We start from the raw sequence: 17,177 nt of genomic DNA on the forward strand, positions 1-17,177 counted from the left end.
CACGTCCGCGCGGCCTCAGGCGGTCAGGTGCCGGAGACGACCTTCTCGGTGACGGCGCGGGGCGCTTCGGCGTAGGCGGCGAACCGCATGGTGTAGCCGGCGCGACCCGACGTCATGCCGCGCAGGGCGCCGACGTAACCGAACATCTCGGCCAGCGGGACGCGGGCCTCGATGACGCGGGCGCCCGAACGTTCGGTCATGCCGGACACGTGGCCGCGGCGCGCGTTGAGGTCGCCGATGACCGCGCCCATGTGCTCCTCGGGCACGGTGACCTCGACGGCCATCACCGGTTCGAGCAGGACGGGGTCGGCGCGCCGGACCGCCTCGGTGAACGCCCGCGAACCGGCGATCTTGAAGGCGAGCTCGGAGGAGTCGACCTCGTGGTGCTCGCCGTCGAGCAGGACGACGCGCACGCCCGTCATCTCGTATCCGGCCAGCACGCCGAACCGCATCGCCTCCTGGCAGCCCGCGTCCACGGCCGGGACGAACTCCTTGGGCACGCGGCCGCCGGTGACCCGGTTGACGAACTCGTACGCGGCGTCGCCGCCCTCGATCGGCTCCACCGCGATCCGCACCCTGGCGAACTGGCCCTTGCCTCCCTTCTGCTTGCGATGGGTGTGGTCGACGCCGTCCACGGCCGCGCGGATCGTCTCGCGGTACGCCACGCGCGGCCTGCCCACGTCGGCGACGACGCCGTACTCGTCCCGCATGCGATCGACGAGCACCTCCAGGTGCAGTTCGCCCATGCCGCCGAGGACCGTCTGCCCGGTCTCGGCGTCGGCGCGCACGTGGAAGGACGGGTCCTCCTCGGCGAGCCGCTGGATCGCGGCGGCGAGCCGGTCCTGGTCGGCGCGCGAGCGCGGCTCGACCGCGACCTCGATGACCGGGGCGGGGAAGTCCATCGACTCCAGGACCACCGGGGCGGCCGGGTCGCACAGCGTCTCGCCCGTCGTGGTCTGCCTGAGGCCCATGACCGCGACGATGTCGCCGGCGCCCGCCGACTCGATCTCCTCACGCCGGTTGGCGTGCACGCGGTAGATCTTGCCGATGCGCTCGCGCCGCCCTCGGACCGGGTTCAGCACGGCCGCGCCCGCCCGCAGCCGTCCCGAGTAGACGCGGACGAAGACCAGCCGGCCCAGATGCGGGTCCGACATGATCTTGAACGCGAGGGCGGCCAGGGGCTCGTCGTCGGACGGACGGCGCCGCACCACCGCCCCGTCGGCGAACCCCTCGACCGGCGGGGCGTCCAGCGGGGACGGCAGGTAGCGCACGACCGCGTCCAGCAAGGGCTGCACCCCCTTGTTCCTGAACGCCGAGCCGCACAGCACCGGTGTGAAGGTGTGCGCGCCGTCCGTCGCGACGGTGAGCCGGCGGATGGCCGCGTGCAGGTCCTCCTCGGACGGCCCGGTGCCGTCCAGCACCAGCTCCAGCATCCGTTCGTCGTGTTCGGCGAGCGTCTCGACGAGCCTGCCGCGCCATTCGCGGGCGGTGCCGGCGAGGTGCGCTGGGACGTCGGTCACGTCGAACGTCGTGCCGTCGTCGTCCGACCACAGCAGCGCCCGCATGGCGACCAGGTCGACCACGCCGGTGAAGTCGGCCTCGGCGCCCACGGGCAGGTGCAGCACCAGCGGCACCGCGCCCAGACGGCTCTCGATCATCCGCACGCAGCGGTGGAAGTCGGCCCCGGCGCGGTCCATCTTGTTGACGAACGCGACCCGGGGCACCGAATACCGGTCCGCCTGGCGCCACACCGTCTCCGACTGCGGCTCGACCCCGGCGACGCCGTCGAACACCGCGACGGCGCCGTCCAGCACCCGCAGGCAGCGCTCCACCTCGACGGTGAAATCGACGTGCCCGGGGGTGTCGATGATGGTGACGGCGTGGTCGGTGCCGTCGACCCGCCAGCGGCAGGTGGTCGCGGCGGAGGTGATCGTGATGCCGCGGTCGCGTTCCTGCGGGGTCCAGTCCATGACGGTGGTGCCGTCGTGGACCTCGCCGATCCGGTAGGAGACGCCGGTGTAGTACAGGATCCGCTCGGTCGTCGTGGTCTTGCCCGCGTCGATGTGGGCCATGATTCCGATGTTGCGGACGTGGGCCAGGTCCAGGAATGTGGCGACCATGGGGCCGGTCCTCCTTACGGTCGGTTGACGACGACCGCGTGCGGACAGGCGTGACCGGCGGACCGGACGGGCCCGCGATCACGAAAATCACGCGGTGAGCGCGACGGTAACCCGGTCGGCCACGGAAATGCCAAGGGTTTTTCCGCCGGCCCGTTGCGAGAAATGCGCTATTGGCCGGCGGCGCGGCGGGCGCGGGCGCGGCGTTTTCCTTCGTGCATGGCCTGCACGCGGGCCACCGGAATGGCGCGGCCCTCCTCGATCAGGTCGGCACCGAGCGATTGCGGCGCGGGCATCAGTTCCGTCCACGGATCTCGTTCGGCGACCAGAGGCGCGGCCGTGCGCAGGGTGAAATCGCCGGGGGCGACGTCGTCCAGATCGTCCCAGGGCACGGGGAACGACACCGGCGCGCCCGGACGGACCCGCGGGCTGTAGGCGGCCACGACCGTCGCCGTGCCGGCGCGGGTGGAGTCGATGAACACCTTGCCCGCCCGGTCCTCGCGGATGAACGCCGTCGTGGCGAGCGCGGGGTCGAGCCGTTCGGCGCGTGCGGCCAGGGCGCGGGTCGCGGCCGCGGCCTCCTCCATCGTCGCCCGCGCCACCGGCACGAACACGTGCACGCCCTTGGAACCGCTCGTCTTCACCGCCCCCGCCAGGCCGGAGTCGGCCAGCGCCTGCCGGACGAGACGAGCGGTGCGGACGGCCAGGCCGAACGACTCCCCGTCGCCGGACGGCGGGTCGATGTCGAGCACCAGATGCGTGGGCTCGTCCCAATGCCCGACGCGGACCAGGGGCAGGTGGTATTCGACGGCGCGCTGATTGGCGAACCACAGCAGCGTTCGGCGGTCGTTGCACAGCGCGTACGTCACCTCGCGCCTGGACGATTCCGCCCACAACCGTGCTTTCGGCACCCACGGCGGGGTGTATTTCGGCAGGTTCTTCTGCATGAACGGTTCTTGGCCGCGCAGCACCCGGACGACCGACAACGGCCGGTCCGCCAGTTGCGCGACGAACCGTTCGCCGATGGCGTCCAGATAGTCGACCAGGTCCCGCTTGGTCGCGTCCGCGCCCTCGAACAGGGGTTGCTCGAGATTGGTGAGCGAAACGCCGTCGCGGACCTCACCGCCGCCCATGCCGACCACCTCCGGGTGGGAAATACCTCGCGCGGCGATATTCATGCGCGGGTGTGCTTTCCGGCGGCGGCCGCCGTCCCACCGGTGGCCGCCGCCGGACGCGCCGAGCGGACGGTCAGCCGCCGGTGCGCGAGACGATCCAGTCGACGGTGCGCCGCGCCCCCGAGATGCGACGCTCCAGCTTGCTCCGGCGCGGCGGCGCCGGGGCGGAGCAGGTGATGCGAACACGAACCTGCCTCTTCGGGCCGCGCGCCGCCACGGCGCCGGTCGCCGCGAGGCCGCCGTCGGGCGGGCCCGCCGCGGCGTGCGCCAGGTCGGCCAGCCGGGCGCCCGCCCCCGCGAGCTCCCGCAGGGCGTGCTGTTCGGTGTGCTGGTCGGAGGCGTTGAGCACGCACGCGTACAGCGCCTCGACCTCGGCCATCTGAGCGCCCAACCGCAGCAACGGCTGATCGCCCATTCCGTGGATCCCCGTCACACCTCCATGGTCGGTCATGCGCACGGTTTTGCGCACCCGGGTTTCGCAAGATCGCCCGCTCGCCGTCGGCGCCGTCGGGGGAGCCCGCCGGGTCAGGGCGCGGGCGTGTCGAGGGCGGCCCGCAGCGAGCGGGCGGCGGCGTCGGGGGCGTCCCCCAGGCCGACGCCCAGGTTGACCAGCATCGAGGTGAGCACGGTCTCGGCGCCCCCGGTGAACTGACCGGCGAGTTCCAGCATGACGAACCCGTGTACCGCGCTCCACAGCTGCGCCGAGACGTGTTCGGGGTCGTCGCGGCGCAGCCGTCCCGCGTCCATGGCGCGGGCGGCGGCCTCGACCAGCACGCCGAACGTCTCCGCGGCGAACGTCTCGACGCCGAACGTCCCGGCGCCGGACGCGGCGCGGCCCGCGACCGGCTCCTCGGCGGGCGGCGCCTGCCCGTCCAGCGGCACGCCGCCGAACATGACCGCGTACAGGTGCGGGTTGGCGCGGGCGTTGGCCCGGTACGCCAGTGCCAGGCGGCCGAGGTCGGCCACCGGGTCGGCGGTGCGGGGGACCGCCGCCATGTGCTCGGCCAGCCGCGCGAACCCCTCGACGATCACCGCGCGCACCAGTTCCGGCATGCCCCCGAAGTGGTGGTAGACGACCATCGTCGACGCGCCCACCTCCGAGGCGAGCCGGCGCGTGGTCAGCGCCCGGGGGCCCTCGTCGGCCAGCAGCCGCGCCGCCGCCTCCAGCAGCCGCACCCGGACCGGCCGGACGTCCCGGTCCGGCACCCCGTTGGTTGACACCTTTGTCATAACGACGTTATACCTCACATAACGCCGTTATGACGATCGGGAGGTGCCCGATGACCCCCAGCGCGACCGAGCGCGGCTACGCCCCCGTCCGCACCGAGCACACCGCCGTCGACCTGGCGGTGACCGGGACCGTCCCCGAGCACCTCGACGGGCGCTACGTGCGCATCGGCCCCAACCCGATGGGCGGCTTCGACCCGGAGGCCGACCATCTGTTCGCCGGCGACGGCATGGTGCACGGCGTGCGGCTGCGCGGCGGGCGCGCCGAGTGGTACCGCAACCGCTGGGTCCGCACCGCGGACGTCTCCCGCGCCCTCGGCGAACGGCCCAGGCCCGGACGCGTCCACGCGGGCATGGACTTCGCCGTCAACACCAACGTCCTCGGCCACGCCGGCAGGACCCTCGCGCTGGTGGAGGGGGGCACCCGGCCCTACGAGCTGACCGACGAACTGGAGACCGTCGGCGCCTGCGACTTCGACGGCACCCTGCCCGGCGGCTACACCGCCCACCCGCACCGCGACCCGGACACCGGCGAACTGCACGCCGTCTCCTACTTCTTCGGCTGGGGCAACCGGGTGCAGTACTCGGTGCTCACCGCGGCCGGGCGGATCCGCCGCATCGTGGACGTCGAGGTCGGCGGCAGCCCGATGATGCACGACTTCGCCCTCACCGACCGCCACGTGATCCTGTTCGACCTGCCGGTCACGTTCGACCCGCGCCTGGCGACCCGCGGCATGCCGCGCTGGCTGGCGCGCCCCGGGCGCTCCCTGCTGTCGCGCGTGGTCGGTCGCACGCCCATCCCCGAGCCGGTCATCGCCCGCGCCGCGTGGCTGGGGTCGCGCTACTCCTCCGGCCTGGGCGTCCCGTACGCCTGGAACCCGGACTACCCGGCCCGCGTGGGGGTGCTGCCGCGCGACGGCGGGTCCGGCGGCGTCCGCTGGTTCGGGATCGCGCCGTGCTACGTGTTCCACCAGCTCAACGCCTACGAGGACGGTGACGTGATCGTCGTCGACGTCGTCCGGCACCCGAAGATGTTCGCCGGCGGGACGGTGCCGGGCGAGGGCGTCCCCGTCCTCGAACGCTGGCGCGTCGACCCCGCCTCGGGCAGGGTCACGCAGGACGTCGTGGACGACCGCCCGCAGGAGTTCCCGCGCGCGGACGAACGCCTGGTGGGAAGGCGCCACCGCTACGGCTACTCGGTCGGCGCCGACACCGGCGCGGGGCGCGAGCGGCTCCTCGACTTCGACCCGGACGTGCTGTTCAAGCACGACCTGGCCGCGGGCACGACCGCCGTGCACCGGTTCGGTCCCGGCCGCGCCGCCGGGGAGTTCGTCTTCGTGCCGGCGTCGGACGACGCGGACGAGGACGAAGGCGTGCTCATGGGGTACGTCCACGACGCCGCGACCGGCCGCAGCGACCTCGCCCTCGTCGACGCGCAGACCCTGGAGACCGTCGGGCTCGTCCACCTGCCCGTCCGCGTCCCGTCCGGCTTCCACGGCAACTGGATCCCGGCCGCACCCTGACGCCCCGCGGAGTCTCCGGCGGCCGGTGACAACGCGGGACATTGTCACGACTCCTCGTGACTGGCAGGGTTTTGTCGCGTCGGCCTCAGGAGGAGCAGTGGACGTTACTTTCGGCGTGTGGGCGCTGACCGTCGTGGGCCTGTGCGTGCTCATCGCCGTGGACTTCCTCATCGGACGCAAGCCGCACGAGGTGTCCACCAAGGAGGCCGGCATCTGGTCGGCGGTGTGGGTGGCGCTGGCCGTCGGCTTCGGGCTGGCCCTGCTGGTGTTCGGCGGCGGCGGACCGGCCGGGGAGTTCTTCGCGGGCTTCATCACCGAGAAGTCGCTGAGCGTGGACAACCTGTTCGTGTTCGTGCTGATCATGTCGAGGTTCGCGGTGCCCGCGCCGTACCAGCAGCGGGTGCTCATGGTCGGTGTGCTGATGGCGCTGGTGATGCGGGCGGGCTTCATCGCCGCGGGCGCGGCCGCCATCTCGGCCTTCTCCTGGGTGTTCTACATCTTCGGGGCGTTCCTGATCTGGACGGCGTGGAAGCTGGTCCAGGACGCCCGCTCCGGCGGCCACGACGAGGAGTACGAGGAGAACAAGCTGCTCAAGGCCGTCGAGCGCCGCTTCGGCGTCGCCGACCGCTACCACGGCACCAAGCTGTTCGTGCGGGAGAACGGGCGGCGCGTGATGACGCCGATGATGGTGGTGATGCTGGCGATCGGCTCCACCGACGTGCTGTTCGCCCTCGACTCCATCCCCGCCATCTACGGCCTGACCGAGGACCCGTACATCGTCTTCACCGCCAACGCGTTCGCCCTCATGGGGCTGCGCCAGCTCTACTTCCTCATCGGCGGGCTGCTCAAGCGGCTGGTCCACCTGACCTACGGGCTGTCGATCATCCTGGGGTTCATCGGGGTCAAGCTGGTGCTGCACGCGCTGCACGAGTCCGGCGTGCACGTCCCGGAGATCGGCATCGCGGTCTCGCTGGGCTTCATCGTCGTCGTGCTGGCCGTGACCACCGTCACCAGCCTGCTCGCCACCAGGCGGCAGACCGCCCGGCAGCAGGAGCCGAAGGCCTGACGCTGCCGGAACGCCGGGGCGGGCGGCGGGAGCGCCGCCCCGGCGTCGCGGACGGTCAGACGCCGTCGTCGTCGGTGACGACGAGACGGGCGAACCCGTCGCCGATGACCGCGTTCTCCGGCGCGGACGCCACGACCTGGTAGGACCGCGCCGCCGTCGCCGCCGTCGTGTCGCCCGCCAGCGGCACGTCGAAGGTCGCCGTCGTCGCCCCCGCCGGGATGACGACCTTTCCGGCGACCTGCGCGATGACCGGCGCCGTGCCCGCCACGATCGACTGGACGTTGACCGTCACCGGCTCCTTGGCCCTGCGTGACAGCGACAGCGTCATCGTCGCCGTGCCGGGGCCGTCGCCCTCGGGGACGGTCAGGTCGCGCACCGACACCTGGGGGAGCGCCGCCACGCGGGCCTTGCCCGTCGTGACGTCGGTGAACGCCAGGTCGGCGAGGTAGACGCCGCCGCTCTGACCGGCGGCGGCGAGACGCACGGACGCCACCGAGGACAGGTCGGCGCCCTTCAGCTCGGACGCGGGGATCCGCACCGTCCGCAGCCACGTCTTGGGCAGCGGCGAGGTCGTGCCCGGAAACGCGGTCAGCGCGTCGCTCACCCGCGACAGCGGGACGCTCGCGGCGCGGCCCCCGCGGTCGGTGACGGTGACGGTCAGGTCGGCGGCGGAGGTGGACTCGTCCAGCGCGGCGCGGAACGTCAGCGCACCGTACCTGCGCAGGTTCGCCGACCCGGGCGGGACGGCGACCGTCACGTCGCCGCCCGCGGCGGTCCAGGTCAGCCGCAGCACGGGTGTGGACGGCACGTTCGGCGCGTACGTGGCGGGCGTCCACGACGGTGCCTGGGAGGTGGTCAGCCGGGTCGCGCAGGACGGCAGCCCGCTCTGCGGGGAACGGTCCAACATGCCCGCGCAGACGACGCCGGCCGCCGCGCCGCCGATCCGCACCGAGCCGGGCAGCGACGTGAACGTGGCCAGGTCCGCGCGGTCCTCGGCGGGAGCCTGCGCGACGGTGTGGACGACCGCCCGTCCCGCCGAGGCCGCCCGCCCTCCGCTGCCGTCGAACAGCGGCAGGAACCGGTCCTCAGCGCCCTGGACGAGACGGAAGAACCCGGCGATGTAGGCGGTGCCGAGCTTGACCTGCTCGGCGGCGGACAGGCGCCCCGGCGCGGTGGTCCCGCACACCGGGTCGTTGTCGTTGGACCAGTCGTCGCCCGCGGGGAAGCGCGCCACCCCCGGCGTCCACTCGGTGTTGAAGAAGTTGTGGTTCGCGCCCATCATCATCTGGCCGGCGCGGAAGGCCCGGTCGCCGGCGTCGGCGTACCGGGTGTCGTCGTAGAAGTGCTGCCCCTGCTGGTTGGACACGTCGCCGTCGCAGTACGGCAGCATCACCGCCATCGGGATGTTCGGCAGCGTCGCCCGCGCGAAGTCGGTCGGCGCCAGCGGCAGCACCGCCCTGATCCCGTACGGCCTGCCGCGGCCGTCGTTGAGCAGCGCGGCCTTGACGACGCCCTCGCCGCCCCGCGAGTGCCCCATCAGCCCGATGTCGTTCATGTCGAGCCGGCCGGCGAAGACCGAGCCGAGCGGGCCGCGGCCCCGGGTGCCCTCGGCCAGCAGGTCGAGGTGGCGCATCACCAGCTCGCCGCGCGCCAGCGCGCCCCGGTCGTCGCTGTAGGGGTTGTCGGCCGCGTTGACGCCGTTCGCGCTGATCGACACCACGGTGTAGCCGTGGCCGGCCAGCACCTTGGCCGGCTCCCGGTACCCCTGGTAGCTGTCGATCGGCTTCTCGCCCTCCGGGCACGGCCACTGCGAGTTGGACGTCCTCCAGGTGGCCGGGTTGTAGCAGGCCGAGTGGCGGCCGTGCAGGAACAGCACCAGCGGGGCCTTGCCGCGCCGGTTCGGCAGGTACGCCTCGGCGCGGATCTCGGCCTTACGGCCGCCGAGCCCCGCCAGTTCGATCGCCGTGTCGCCGAGGTCGTAGCCGGTGACGCTCACCGCGTAGGGGCCGGGGTCGGCCGGGTCGGCGGGCAGCGGCCTGCCCTTGGCGGACGGCGCGGGCACGGCCTTGGCCGACCTGGGCGTGGCCGCCGAGGGGACCTCGCCGTTCCAGGCCACCTGCACCGAGCCCGGATCGGCGGCCCGCCGGTCCGCGGTGACGACCGTCAGCGTCCTGCCGTCGGGGGACTCCTGCGCGGGGCCCAGCGAACGGCCGTCGACGGCCAGTTCGGGGACGGCGTCGCGGACGGGCAGCGGCTCGTCCAGCCTGAGGGTCACGCGGTGGCCGCCCGGGACCTTCTCGACCTTCCAGCCGGCGGACGCCGGTGCCGCCTGGACCGGCGATGCGACCAGGACGGCGGCCGTCAGGACCGTCCCGGCCACGGCGGCTCTCCAGCCGCGTCTGCGCACGCGCATGCGGTGCCTTTCGATGCCAGACCCCGCGACGTCGTGTCACTCAAGTGACGTGCAACGTTTATAGGGGTTTGCGAGATTTGCTCTGGCATGGCACCGCGTGAACGGTCATGTCCGGTTACATGGCCGTTGCCACCTCGTTAACGATCTTGACGGCGGCGGACGCGGCGGTCAGGCGGCGGGCTTCTCCCAGACGGAGACGTGCCGGCCGCTCTCGCTGGTGAACGGCGCGCGCGTCCAGTCCTCCCAGCGTTCGCGCAGGCGCATGCCCGCCAGCTCGGCCATCAGATCCAGCTCGGCGGGCCACACGTACCGGAACGGAATCGAGGTGAACTCGCAGCGGCCGTCGACGACCTCGACATAGTTCGAGCTCATCGACTGGGTGGCCACGTCGTAGACGTCATACGCCCACCCCGTCGGGCTCACCTGGAACGGCACGACGTTCTGCCCCGGCGGCAGTTTCCGCAGCTCCGGAACGCCGACCTCGATGACGAAACAACCGCCCGGCTCCAGATGCGCGGCGACGTTACGGAAACAGGCGACCTGCGCCGCCTGCGTCGTCAGGTTGTTGATGGTGTTGAAGACCAGGTAGGCGAGCGAGAACGTCCCGTCGACCCGCGTGGTGGCGAAGTCGCCGATCGTCACGCCGACCGCGTCGCCGCCGGGCTTGGCGCGCAGCCGCCGCACCATCGCCCGCGACAGGTCGACGCCGTGAACCGGGACGCCCCGCCGCGACAGCGGCAGCGCCACACGCCCCGTCCCGACGCCCAGTTCCAAGGCGCGGCCGTCCCCGGCCAGTCCGGCGAGGAAATCCACCGCCGGATCCAGCATTCGCGGCTCGAACATCACCGCCGACGTCTCGTCGTACCGCGCCGCGACCCGTTCACCGAAATACCCGTCCGGATCATCCACGCAGCGACCGTAACTCCGCGATGTTCCACCCCGCCAACCATTTCCATGAGCGCCCCGCGCGGCGCGGGCCGGCCGCCTCGACCGATCGACGGCCATGGCGCCCGGCCCGCGGGCACGACGTTCCGGCGGGCTAGGACCGTCCGCGCAGCAGCCGGGACGTCTTCCGCCCGATCAGCAGGTACGCCAGCACCACCCCGACCGTGTTGAGGATGACGTCGTCGACGTCGAAGGCGCGGCCGAGCACCACGGTGCCCTGCACCGTCTCGATCATCAGCGACACCACCGCGCCGACCAGCGCCAGCCGCACCGGCCCGCGCATCCGGGTGGACACGACGGGCAGCAGCACGCCCAGCGGGGCCAGCAGGATCAGGTTCCCGCCGACCTGCACCAGCGCCTCCTTGGCGGGCCGGTCGAGGTAGAACCGCAACGAACGGCCCGGGTCGGTGTTGCCGCCGGCCTGGCCGTGGTCGTCGATCGGGCTGAGCGTGAAGCGAAGCGCGAAGTAGAAGAAGGCGCCCAGCGCGGCGAGGGCGACGCCGACGGCGATGACGTGCAGCAGCACGACGTACCATCGCGTTCCGCTGTCTTCCTTGGGGGGATCCTCTGTCTCGGACGGCGCGGCCACCTCATGCTCCTCTTGACTTGTACGGGGCGCCGCGAGACATGCCCACCAAAGCCGCTGATATTCGTACCCGGCCAAGATGGTCGCTTCCGGCCGTATATAAGGCCCTTTCTGGCCTTCGATGACGCCGTCCACCCGCCATTGCCGCCGCGGCAGTGAAGGAATGCGGCGGCGCCCGGGCGCCGCTCGTCCTCCGCGCCGGAGCCTCCCGCCCCGCGCCGGTAACGAGGGCGCCCAGCTCGAACCGCCGTGCCACGCCGCCTCCAGCACCCCCATTGATCAGCCGGCCGTCGACCGGCGCGCGTCCATGGCCCTGCCAGATATGAGGGCGGTGCCAGCAGGCTGTGACGGGCATGTGCCGTCCTGCGACGACCCGGCGGCACCACCACGCTGATCGGCTCGGCGGTAAAAAGTACGCGACCACGCCCCCGCCCGTCCGACGTCAACGCCGGCATTTGGGCCGGGCAAGCGCAAGCCCGGCCTGCCGACGTGCGTCATTCCGTGCGCGTCACCCGGTGATCGCCTGGCTGAGACCCGTGCGCGTGCGCGCGTCTGGTTAAGGGTGGGTGGCGGTGGGTTGGTTCTGGTGTGGTCGGGCGCCCGATGTGGTGATCGGGTGGTTGGTGCCGGTGAGGGTGTGTGCTGCTGCTGGACGGGTGGTGGGCTCGCTGGGGTGTGGTCGGGTGGGCTTGCGATTGTGTGTCATTGCACGCACCCGACACGATGATCGGCTGGCTGAGGCGGTGGATGTCTCCGGTCCCATCAGATGCGGGGGCGGTGGCAGGTGGGGCGCCGGACGTGGCGTCCTGCGCAGGATTCGCCAGGCGTATTGATGATCAGGTAGCCCGGACGGGCGTGCTCCATGGGCCTGCTGGACACGAGATGGTGCCGGCCGCCTTCGGAGGCGTGGTCAGGCCCGAGCTTGCAGTTGGGTGCCATTCAGGCGCCCGCATAATTGATCGGCTCGCTGACCCTGGTGCGCGTCAGTGGCCCCCTCGGATGCGGGGTGGGGGCTGGCAGGTTGGTGCGGGCGTATCCAGGTGGGAGGCCGCCGTCGTATGCCATTCCGTCCGCCCGCCAAGTGATCGGGTTGGTGCGTGTCCAGGCGCTGACTGGATGCTGTGCTCTGCGCCAGCGGTCTGGTGGGGGCGTGCCCAGGGCGGGGTGCCGTCTTGTGCCGGGATCATCGACTGTGTGCGGCGGAGGCGGTGTCGAACCTGCGGTGGAGGAGCGAGGCCTTGACACCCGGCAGAGGCGTACCGCATTCAGGGGGAGAGGGAAGGCATGGCGAGGGCCCGGGCGGTGTGATCACCGGCCGGGCCCTCGGCTTGGCTGCTCAGCTGCTATCGGCTGGCTAGCCAGGGTGTGACGGGACTACCACCAGCCCCAGCCACCGCCCCAGCCCCAGCCGCCCCAGCCCCAGCCGCCCCAGGGGCCCCAACCCCAGCCCCAGCCGCCGGTCTGGCTGGCCGAGTGGGCAACGGTCGCGTGGCTGGCGGACTGAGCGCTGACAGTGGAGTGCTGCGGCGCCGCTGCGGAAGCGGTGCTCGCCATGGCCGCCGTCGGAGCGCCCACAGCCAGAGCACCGGCCGCCAGTCCGGCGACGGCGAATCGCTGAACCTTCTTCGTCATTTTCCTGTTCACCCCCGTCGCTGTGTGCAGTACACAGCTCTGACTGTTTGTTCCAGTTCCGACCATATTCGCCGGATGCGCCCGGTAGGTGGTTAAAAGTGCAACTCGCTTCCAAGGTTCGCTATGTCATCTGGGGGATCCGGTGACCGGGACGCCGAGGGCCCGGCTAGCGGATGCAAGTCGGGCCCTCGATAATTTCCAGCGGTGGTGGCGCTACCTCGCCGCACTGCTGACGGTGAACGTGCCACCTGTGCCCGCGATCGTTGCCGACTTCGTCAACATCACCCCGCTGAAACCGTGTCCCCAGCCTCCGTGTCCGAAGCCGCCGTGTCCCCAGCCGCCGTGTCCGAAGCCGCCGTGGCCCCAGCCGCCGTGGCCCCAGCCGCCGTGGCCCCAGCCTCCGTGACCGAAGCCTCCGTGACCGAAGCCCCCGTGTCCGAAGCCGTGGCCGAAGTGGTGGCCGTGATGGAAGAAGTGGCGGTGGTGGAAGAAGTGACGGTGGTGGTGGAAGAAGTGGTGGTGGTGGAACCTGTGGTGGTGCCTGAACCCGTCGTGCGGGTCGGAGACCTGCACGCTGGCGTTCTGATGAGTCGCCGAGACGGGTCCGGCGAGAGCCATCGTCGGGGCTCCGAGAGCCACGACCGGCGCCGCAACGCCTGCGATGGCAATGCGCTGGATTCTCGTCGTCATCTGTTGTCGCCCCCCGTCCGCTGTGCGATGCACAGCGGCTGCATGAGGTGTATCTATGGTGGGCCAAATATCCGGGAGATATCACAATCGGGTGTCAAATCTGGACAGCGATCCTTTCCCTGATATTTGGCTGTGCTTGGCGTTCGCCGAGCTTTGCTTGCGTCCTGCTGTCGGCGCTGTGGTCTGGTGTCACGCCGCCACGTGTGGCCCGCTTACGAAGATCTCCGGGGGCGGTGTGCGGCCATGAATGGTAGATCATCCGAGGGCTCGGTCCTCGGTGTGTCAACGGCCTTCAGCGGTATCGCCCGGTGTCACCTGGCAGCGCTCACCACGGTGCTCGAAAACGCACCGCCAGGCCCCGCGAACGTGACCGTCTTCTTGAAGAACACGCCGCCGTCGTCGAACCCGAAGCGCCCGTGCTCGAACCCGAAGCCGCGGTGCTCGAACCCGAAGCCGCGGTGCCCGAACCCGAAGCGGTGGTGGTGCCCGAACCCGAAGCGGTGGTGCCCGAAGCCGAAGCCACCGTGGTGGCCCCAGCCGTCGTTCCAGCCGACCGAGTGCGCCGCGACGCTGTGCTCCGACACCGAGGTGGTGGAGGCCAGGGCCATCGTCGGAACCCCCAGGGCCATGGACCCGGCCGCGACACCGACGACGGCGAGCCGCTGGATCTTCTTCGTCATGTGCTGTCACCCCCGTCCGCTGTGCGAGCACACAACGCCCTTTTAACTTTCAACCTACGCCGCCCGATCTGTCGGGTAGATGGTTAAAAGTGCAACTTAATCCCAAGGTTCGCTATGTCATCCGGGCTGCCTCCCAGGCCCGCCGGATCGCTGTCTCCGGTCGCTGCGGCATGGCCGCCCGAATCCCCTCGGACGAGGTGGATCGGCCCCTTCCGCGCCGCCCTGCGAGGGCAAGGCCGGCCGCGCCGTCCGCTGCTCCGGAGGGCACCCGGCAGCCGTCCGATCAAGGTGTGATCGCAGGGGCTCTGGAAGCTCACGTGGTCCAGCAAGGAAGGGAGACGTCGGCGACCTCCCACCGCGCCTCGGCGCCGCAACCAAAGATCACCATGCGCCTCCCGCAGTCGATCGATCGCGGTCACCACACAGAGATCGTCGACGCGGCTCATCGTCCGGACATGCGTCCGGCTGCCCCGTCCGATGAGGATGACCGGCCCCACTGCCGCCGCCCGGTTGTCCAGCGCTGGTGCCGCAGTGCGCAGATCCGGCTGGCGCGGCGGTCGCGCACAGCGCGCTTCTCAGGCGTTGCCGGCATTCGGCCGATGCCCGCCTGGGGGCCTCCCGGAGGCCCCCAGGCGAGGCTGGGCCCTACTTGATGTAGGCGATGCCGTCGGTGACCACGGTGGGGCGCTTGGCGGTGCCCGCCACGACGATCTTGATGGTGTGCTTGGCGCTGGTGCTCCAGGTCTTGGTCCAGACGACCTGGCGGTAGTAGCTCTTGCTGTACTTGGTGTCGACGTAGGCGGTCTTGACGCCGTCCACGTAGACGTAGAAGGCGCCGTAGTTGGTCGACCGCCTGACGATCAGGCCGACGGAGCGTCCGGTGAACGTGTAGGCGGCGCTGGCGTTGCGGGCGGTGCTGTAGTAGGCGCGGCCGCCGACGTAGCTGCTGCCGCTCGTCGCCTTCCAGGTGCCGGTGCGCTTGGAGCCGCTCTCGTGGATCAGCGAGCCGGTACGGGTCACCGCGGAGACCCGGGTGTTCCCGGCGGCGTCGGCCGCGGTCAGCGACCAGACCGTGGAGGCGTTGGACTTGGCGGAGGACTTCCAGCTCGTGGTCGTGGGCGAGAACGTCGCCGCGGTGGGCGAGGTGGCCTTGACCGACTGCAGCACCGTGTTGTCGGTGGCCTTCCAGCCGAGCTTGACCGGGATCGAGCCGCCCAGGGTGACGGTGCCGGTGTTCACGCCGAGTCCGGCGGGGGTGGTGAAGACCGGCGCGGTCGTGTCGACGGTCATGCGGTAGGCGGGCGAGGTCGCCGTGGTGCCGTTGATGTTGGTGGCGCGCAGCCGGACGTCGTGGGACCCGGCGGACAGGGTGATCTTCGCCGAGGTCGACGTCCCGCCGGGCCTGGCGACGACCGTGTCGCCGACGAGCACCTCGTAGCCGGAGACGGCGGCGGGCTTCCAGCCGAGCGTCACCGTTCCCTTGGTGTAGTAGGTGGTGCCCACCTTGGTCGCGCCCGCGGTGGAGGTGAGCGCGACGGACGTGACCGGCGTCGCCCACTGCTTGGCCTCGGTGCGGATCGCCGGAAGCTTGTCGTAGAGCACCTGCCCTGGGCACTCGGTGGCGTAGCCGTCACGATGCCCGGAGACGGTGTTGAAGCTGACCGTCTTGCCCGCCGGGAACTTGCCGTTGTTGATCGTGGTGGTCATCGAGGCCTTGCCGGTCGGGTCGCCGCCGTGCAGGCCGAGTTTCCAGGCGGCGACTCTGGCGACCGCGCTGAGCGCCGGCTGCGCGGGGGCGGTCTTGGTGTAGTCGCCCAGCACGGAGATGCCGGACGAACCGGTGTTGAACCCGTAGGTGTGCGCCCCGATCAGCGGCTTGTCGATGCCGCCCTTGCGGCCCTCGAAGATGGTGCCGCACTTGTCGACCAGGAAGTTGTAGCCGAGGTCGTTCCAGCCGTTGGTCTTGACGTGGTAGAGCAGCAGCGATCGGACGATGGCCGGGGACTCGGCGCAGGTGTAGTTGTTGGTGCCCGCCGTGTGGTGGGTGAAGACGACCTTGACCGAGGGCGCGTATTCGGCGGGTTCCTTGACCAGGCTCTCGTCGGCGCCCCACTGCGCGCGGGTGACCACGGTGGGCTGCGGGGCCGTGCTGGACGCGGCGGTGACGCCCGTCGTCGTGCCCGACTCCGGCGACGCGGACGAGGTGGGAGACGGCGATCCGGTCGGGTCCGCGCTCGGCGGGGCCGGCTCGGCCGGCGGGGCCCCGTCGGCCGGGGACGCGGGATCGGCCGGCGCCGACGGCGTGGTGGCGGTTTCGGTCGGGCCGGCGGTCGGGTCCGTGGACGGGTCCGCTGCGGGGGGCTCGGTGCTGACGGCACCGGCCAGTGCCGCCGTCCCGGGGCCGATCGCCCGGGGCTTCGGCTTCGCCGCGCCGTCGCCTGGGTCGATCAGCTCGACGCGGAGTCCGGCCGGCAGCGCGCGGCCCTTGCCCGCGACGCGGACCTGCACGCCGTTGGACGGGCCGACCCACAGGGGCGCGGTCGCGCCGCGTGCCCGCGACTCCGACCGCGCGTCGTCGCCGGGACCGTCCTCGTTGTGCGCCTCCACCGGCTGCCACGGCGTCCAGGTGCCGCCTGCGGCGCTGCGGGTACGGACCTGCACCGTCCCGTCGATGACGGCGCGGGGGTCGGTCCAGGAGACCCCCAGCATGCTGAACGGCTTGGTGCGCTCGGCGGGCAGGCCCATGACCTGGTGCTGTGCGCCCGCCGTCCCCTGCGCGCCGGACATGTCGCGCAGGGCCACGGTGTGCACCTCGCCGGGACCGGGACGGGGTGCGGATCCGGCCGAGGCCGTGAGGGAGTCCCCGCCCAGTACGTAGACCACCGCTCCGGCCGAGACCAGCCCGGCGGTGGACAGCGCGACGATCACGCGCCTTTTCATGACTCTCCGCTCTCGTGGAGGAACGATCGGTGTCCATCTCGAGAAAAGCCCTTCCGGCGGGGATGGGAGGGCGAGCACTCGATTATCGACTCAGACAGGTCAGCGTAACGTTGGCCGCTTTTGTCACAGAACTGGTCCCGCGCACCAGGCCGGACGCGGCCACGGAACCGTCCCGTCGGACGG

12 protein-coding genes are annotated in these 17,177 nt (G+C 71.6%); 3 read left to right on the forward strand and 9 right to left on the reverse strand.

What is annotated here, in order from left to right; translation table 11 throughout:
• Positions 1–23: 23 nt before the first annotated feature.
• The 4 genes from fusA to ABD811_RS12475 all read right to left on the reverse strand — a co-directional run bounded on the left by fusA (position 24) and on the right by ABD811_RS12475 (position 4,522).
• Complete coding sequence (gene fusA, locus ABD811_RS12460) at positions 24–2,120, reverse strand: elongation factor G (RefSeq protein ID WP_344945607.1); 2,097 nt, start codon at positions 2,118–2,120, stop codon at positions 24–26.
• A 167-nt stretch (positions 2,121–2,287) separates the two neighbouring features.
• On the reverse strand, positions 2,288–3,250 hold the full coding sequence (locus ABD811_RS12465; RefSeq protein WP_344945609.1) for a DNA polymerase domain-containing protein: 963 nt from the start codon (positions 3,248–3,250) through the stop codon (positions 2,288–2,290).
• 115 nt (positions 3,251–3,365) lie between these two features.
• Complete coding sequence (locus ABD811_RS12470; protein ID WP_344945612.1) at positions 3,366–3,707, reverse strand: hypothetical protein; 342 nt, start codon at positions 3,705–3,707, stop codon at positions 3,366–3,368.
• A gap of 110 nt (positions 3,708–3,817) precedes the next feature.
• On the reverse strand, positions 3,818–4,522 hold the full coding sequence (locus ABD811_RS12475; RefSeq protein WP_344945615.1) for a WHG domain-containing protein: 705 nt from the start codon (positions 4,520–4,522) through the stop codon (positions 3,818–3,820).
• Between the two features lie 50 nt (positions 4,523–4,572).
• On the opposite strand from ABD811_RS12475, the gene ABD811_RS12480 reads away from it, so the two are divergent.
• Positions 4,573–6,042 (forward strand): carotenoid oxygenase family protein, encoded by a 1,470-nt coding sequence (locus tag ABD811_RS12480; RefSeq protein ID WP_344945618.1) that lies wholly within the window; start codon positions 4,573–4,575, stop codon positions 6,040–6,042.
• Between the two features lie 97 nt (positions 6,043–6,139).
• Positions 6,140–7,108 carry a TerC family protein gene (locus ABD811_RS12485; RefSeq protein ID WP_344945621.1) on the forward strand — a complete coding sequence of 323 codons (969 nt, stop codon included), beginning with the start codon at positions 6,140–6,142 and terminating at the stop codon, positions 7,106–7,108.
• Between the two features lie 55 nt (positions 7,109–7,163).
• On the opposite strand, the gene ABD811_RS12490 is transcribed toward ABD811_RS12485, so the two are convergent.
• The 3 genes from ABD811_RS12490 to ABD811_RS12500 form a co-directional block, all read right to left on the reverse strand.
• Positions 7,164–9,521: an alpha/beta hydrolase gene (locus ABD811_RS12490; protein WP_344945623.1), complete on the reverse strand. Its 2,358-nt coding sequence runs from the start codon at positions 9,519–9,521 to the stop codon at positions 7,164–7,166.
• Between the two features lie 168 nt (positions 9,522–9,689).
• Entirely contained in the window at positions 9,690–10,430 is a 741-nt protein-coding gene (locus ABD811_RS12495; protein WP_344945626.1) for a class I SAM-dependent DNA methyltransferase, read from the reverse strand.
• A 130-nt stretch (positions 10,431–10,560) separates the two neighbouring features.
• A complete protein-coding gene (locus ABD811_RS12500) occupies positions 10,561–11,055 on the reverse strand; it encodes a VanZ family protein (protein WP_344945629.1) in 495 nt (164 codons plus the stop codon).
• A 2,046-nt stretch (positions 11,056–13,101) separates the two neighbouring features.
• Between ABD811_RS12500 and ABD811_RS12505 the strand changes: the two genes are divergently transcribed.
• Complete coding sequence (locus tag ABD811_RS12505; protein ID WP_344945632.1) at positions 13,102–13,497, forward strand: hypothetical protein; 396 nt, start codon at positions 13,102–13,104, stop codon at positions 13,495–13,497.
• 188 nt (positions 13,498–13,685) lie between these two features.
• Here the strand turns inward: ABD811_RS12505 and ABD811_RS12510 are convergent, their stop codons facing one another.
• Positions 13,686–14,054 carry a hypothetical protein gene (locus tag ABD811_RS12510; protein WP_344945636.1) on the reverse strand — a complete coding sequence of 123 codons (369 nt, stop codon included), beginning with the start codon at positions 14,052–14,054 and terminating at the stop codon, positions 13,686–13,688.
• A 645-nt stretch (positions 14,055–14,699) separates the two neighbouring features.
• Positions 14,700–16,994, reverse strand: a complete 2,295-nt coding sequence (locus ABD811_RS12515) for an N-acetylmuramoyl-L-alanine amidase (RefSeq protein WP_344945639.1) — start codon at positions 16,992–16,994, stop codon at positions 14,700–14,702.
• Between the last annotated feature and the right edge of the window lie 183 nt (positions 16,995–17,177).

Origin of the sequence: Actinomadura miaoliensis (genome assembly GCF_039536785.1) — a bacterium.
Taxonomy (GTDB): Bacteria; Actinomycetota; Actinomycetes; order Streptosporangiales; family Streptosporangiaceae; genus Spirillospora; species Spirillospora miaoliensis.

Excerpts from the sequence above, each read along its gene's own strand:
- ABD811_RS12510 (WP_344945636.1), bottom strand. The coding sequence starts at position 14,054 with ATGACGAAGAAGATCCAGCGGCTCGCCGTCGTCGGTGTCGCGGCCGGG.
- ABD811_RS12515 (WP_344945639.1), bottom strand. The coding sequence starts at position 16,994 with ATGAAAAGGCGCGTGATCGTCGCGCTGTCCACCGCCGGGCTGGTCTCG.
- ABD811_RS12490 (WP_344945623.1), bottom strand. The coding sequence starts at position 9,521 with ATGCGCGTGCGCAGACGCGGCTGGAGAGCCGCCGTGGCCGGGACGGTC.
- fusA (WP_344945607.1), bottom strand. The coding sequence starts at position 2,120 with ATGGTCGCCACATTCCTGGACCTGGCCCACGTCCGCAACATCGGAATC.
- ABD811_RS12480 (WP_344945618.1), top strand. The coding sequence starts at position 4,573 with ATGACCCCCAGCGCGACCGAGCGCGGCTACGCCCCCGTCCGCACCGAG.
- ABD811_RS12470 (WP_344945612.1), bottom strand. The coding sequence starts at position 3,707 with ATGGGCGATCAGCCGTTGCTGCGGTTGGGCGCTCAGATGGCCGAGGTC.
- ABD811_RS12475 (WP_344945615.1), bottom strand. The coding sequence starts at position 4,522 with ATGACAAAGGTGTCAACCAACGGGGTGCCGGACCGGGACGTCCGGCCG.
- ABD811_RS12465 (WP_344945609.1), bottom strand. The coding sequence starts at position 3,250 with ATGGGCGGCGGTGAGGTCCGCGACGGCGTTTCGCTCACCAATCTCGAG.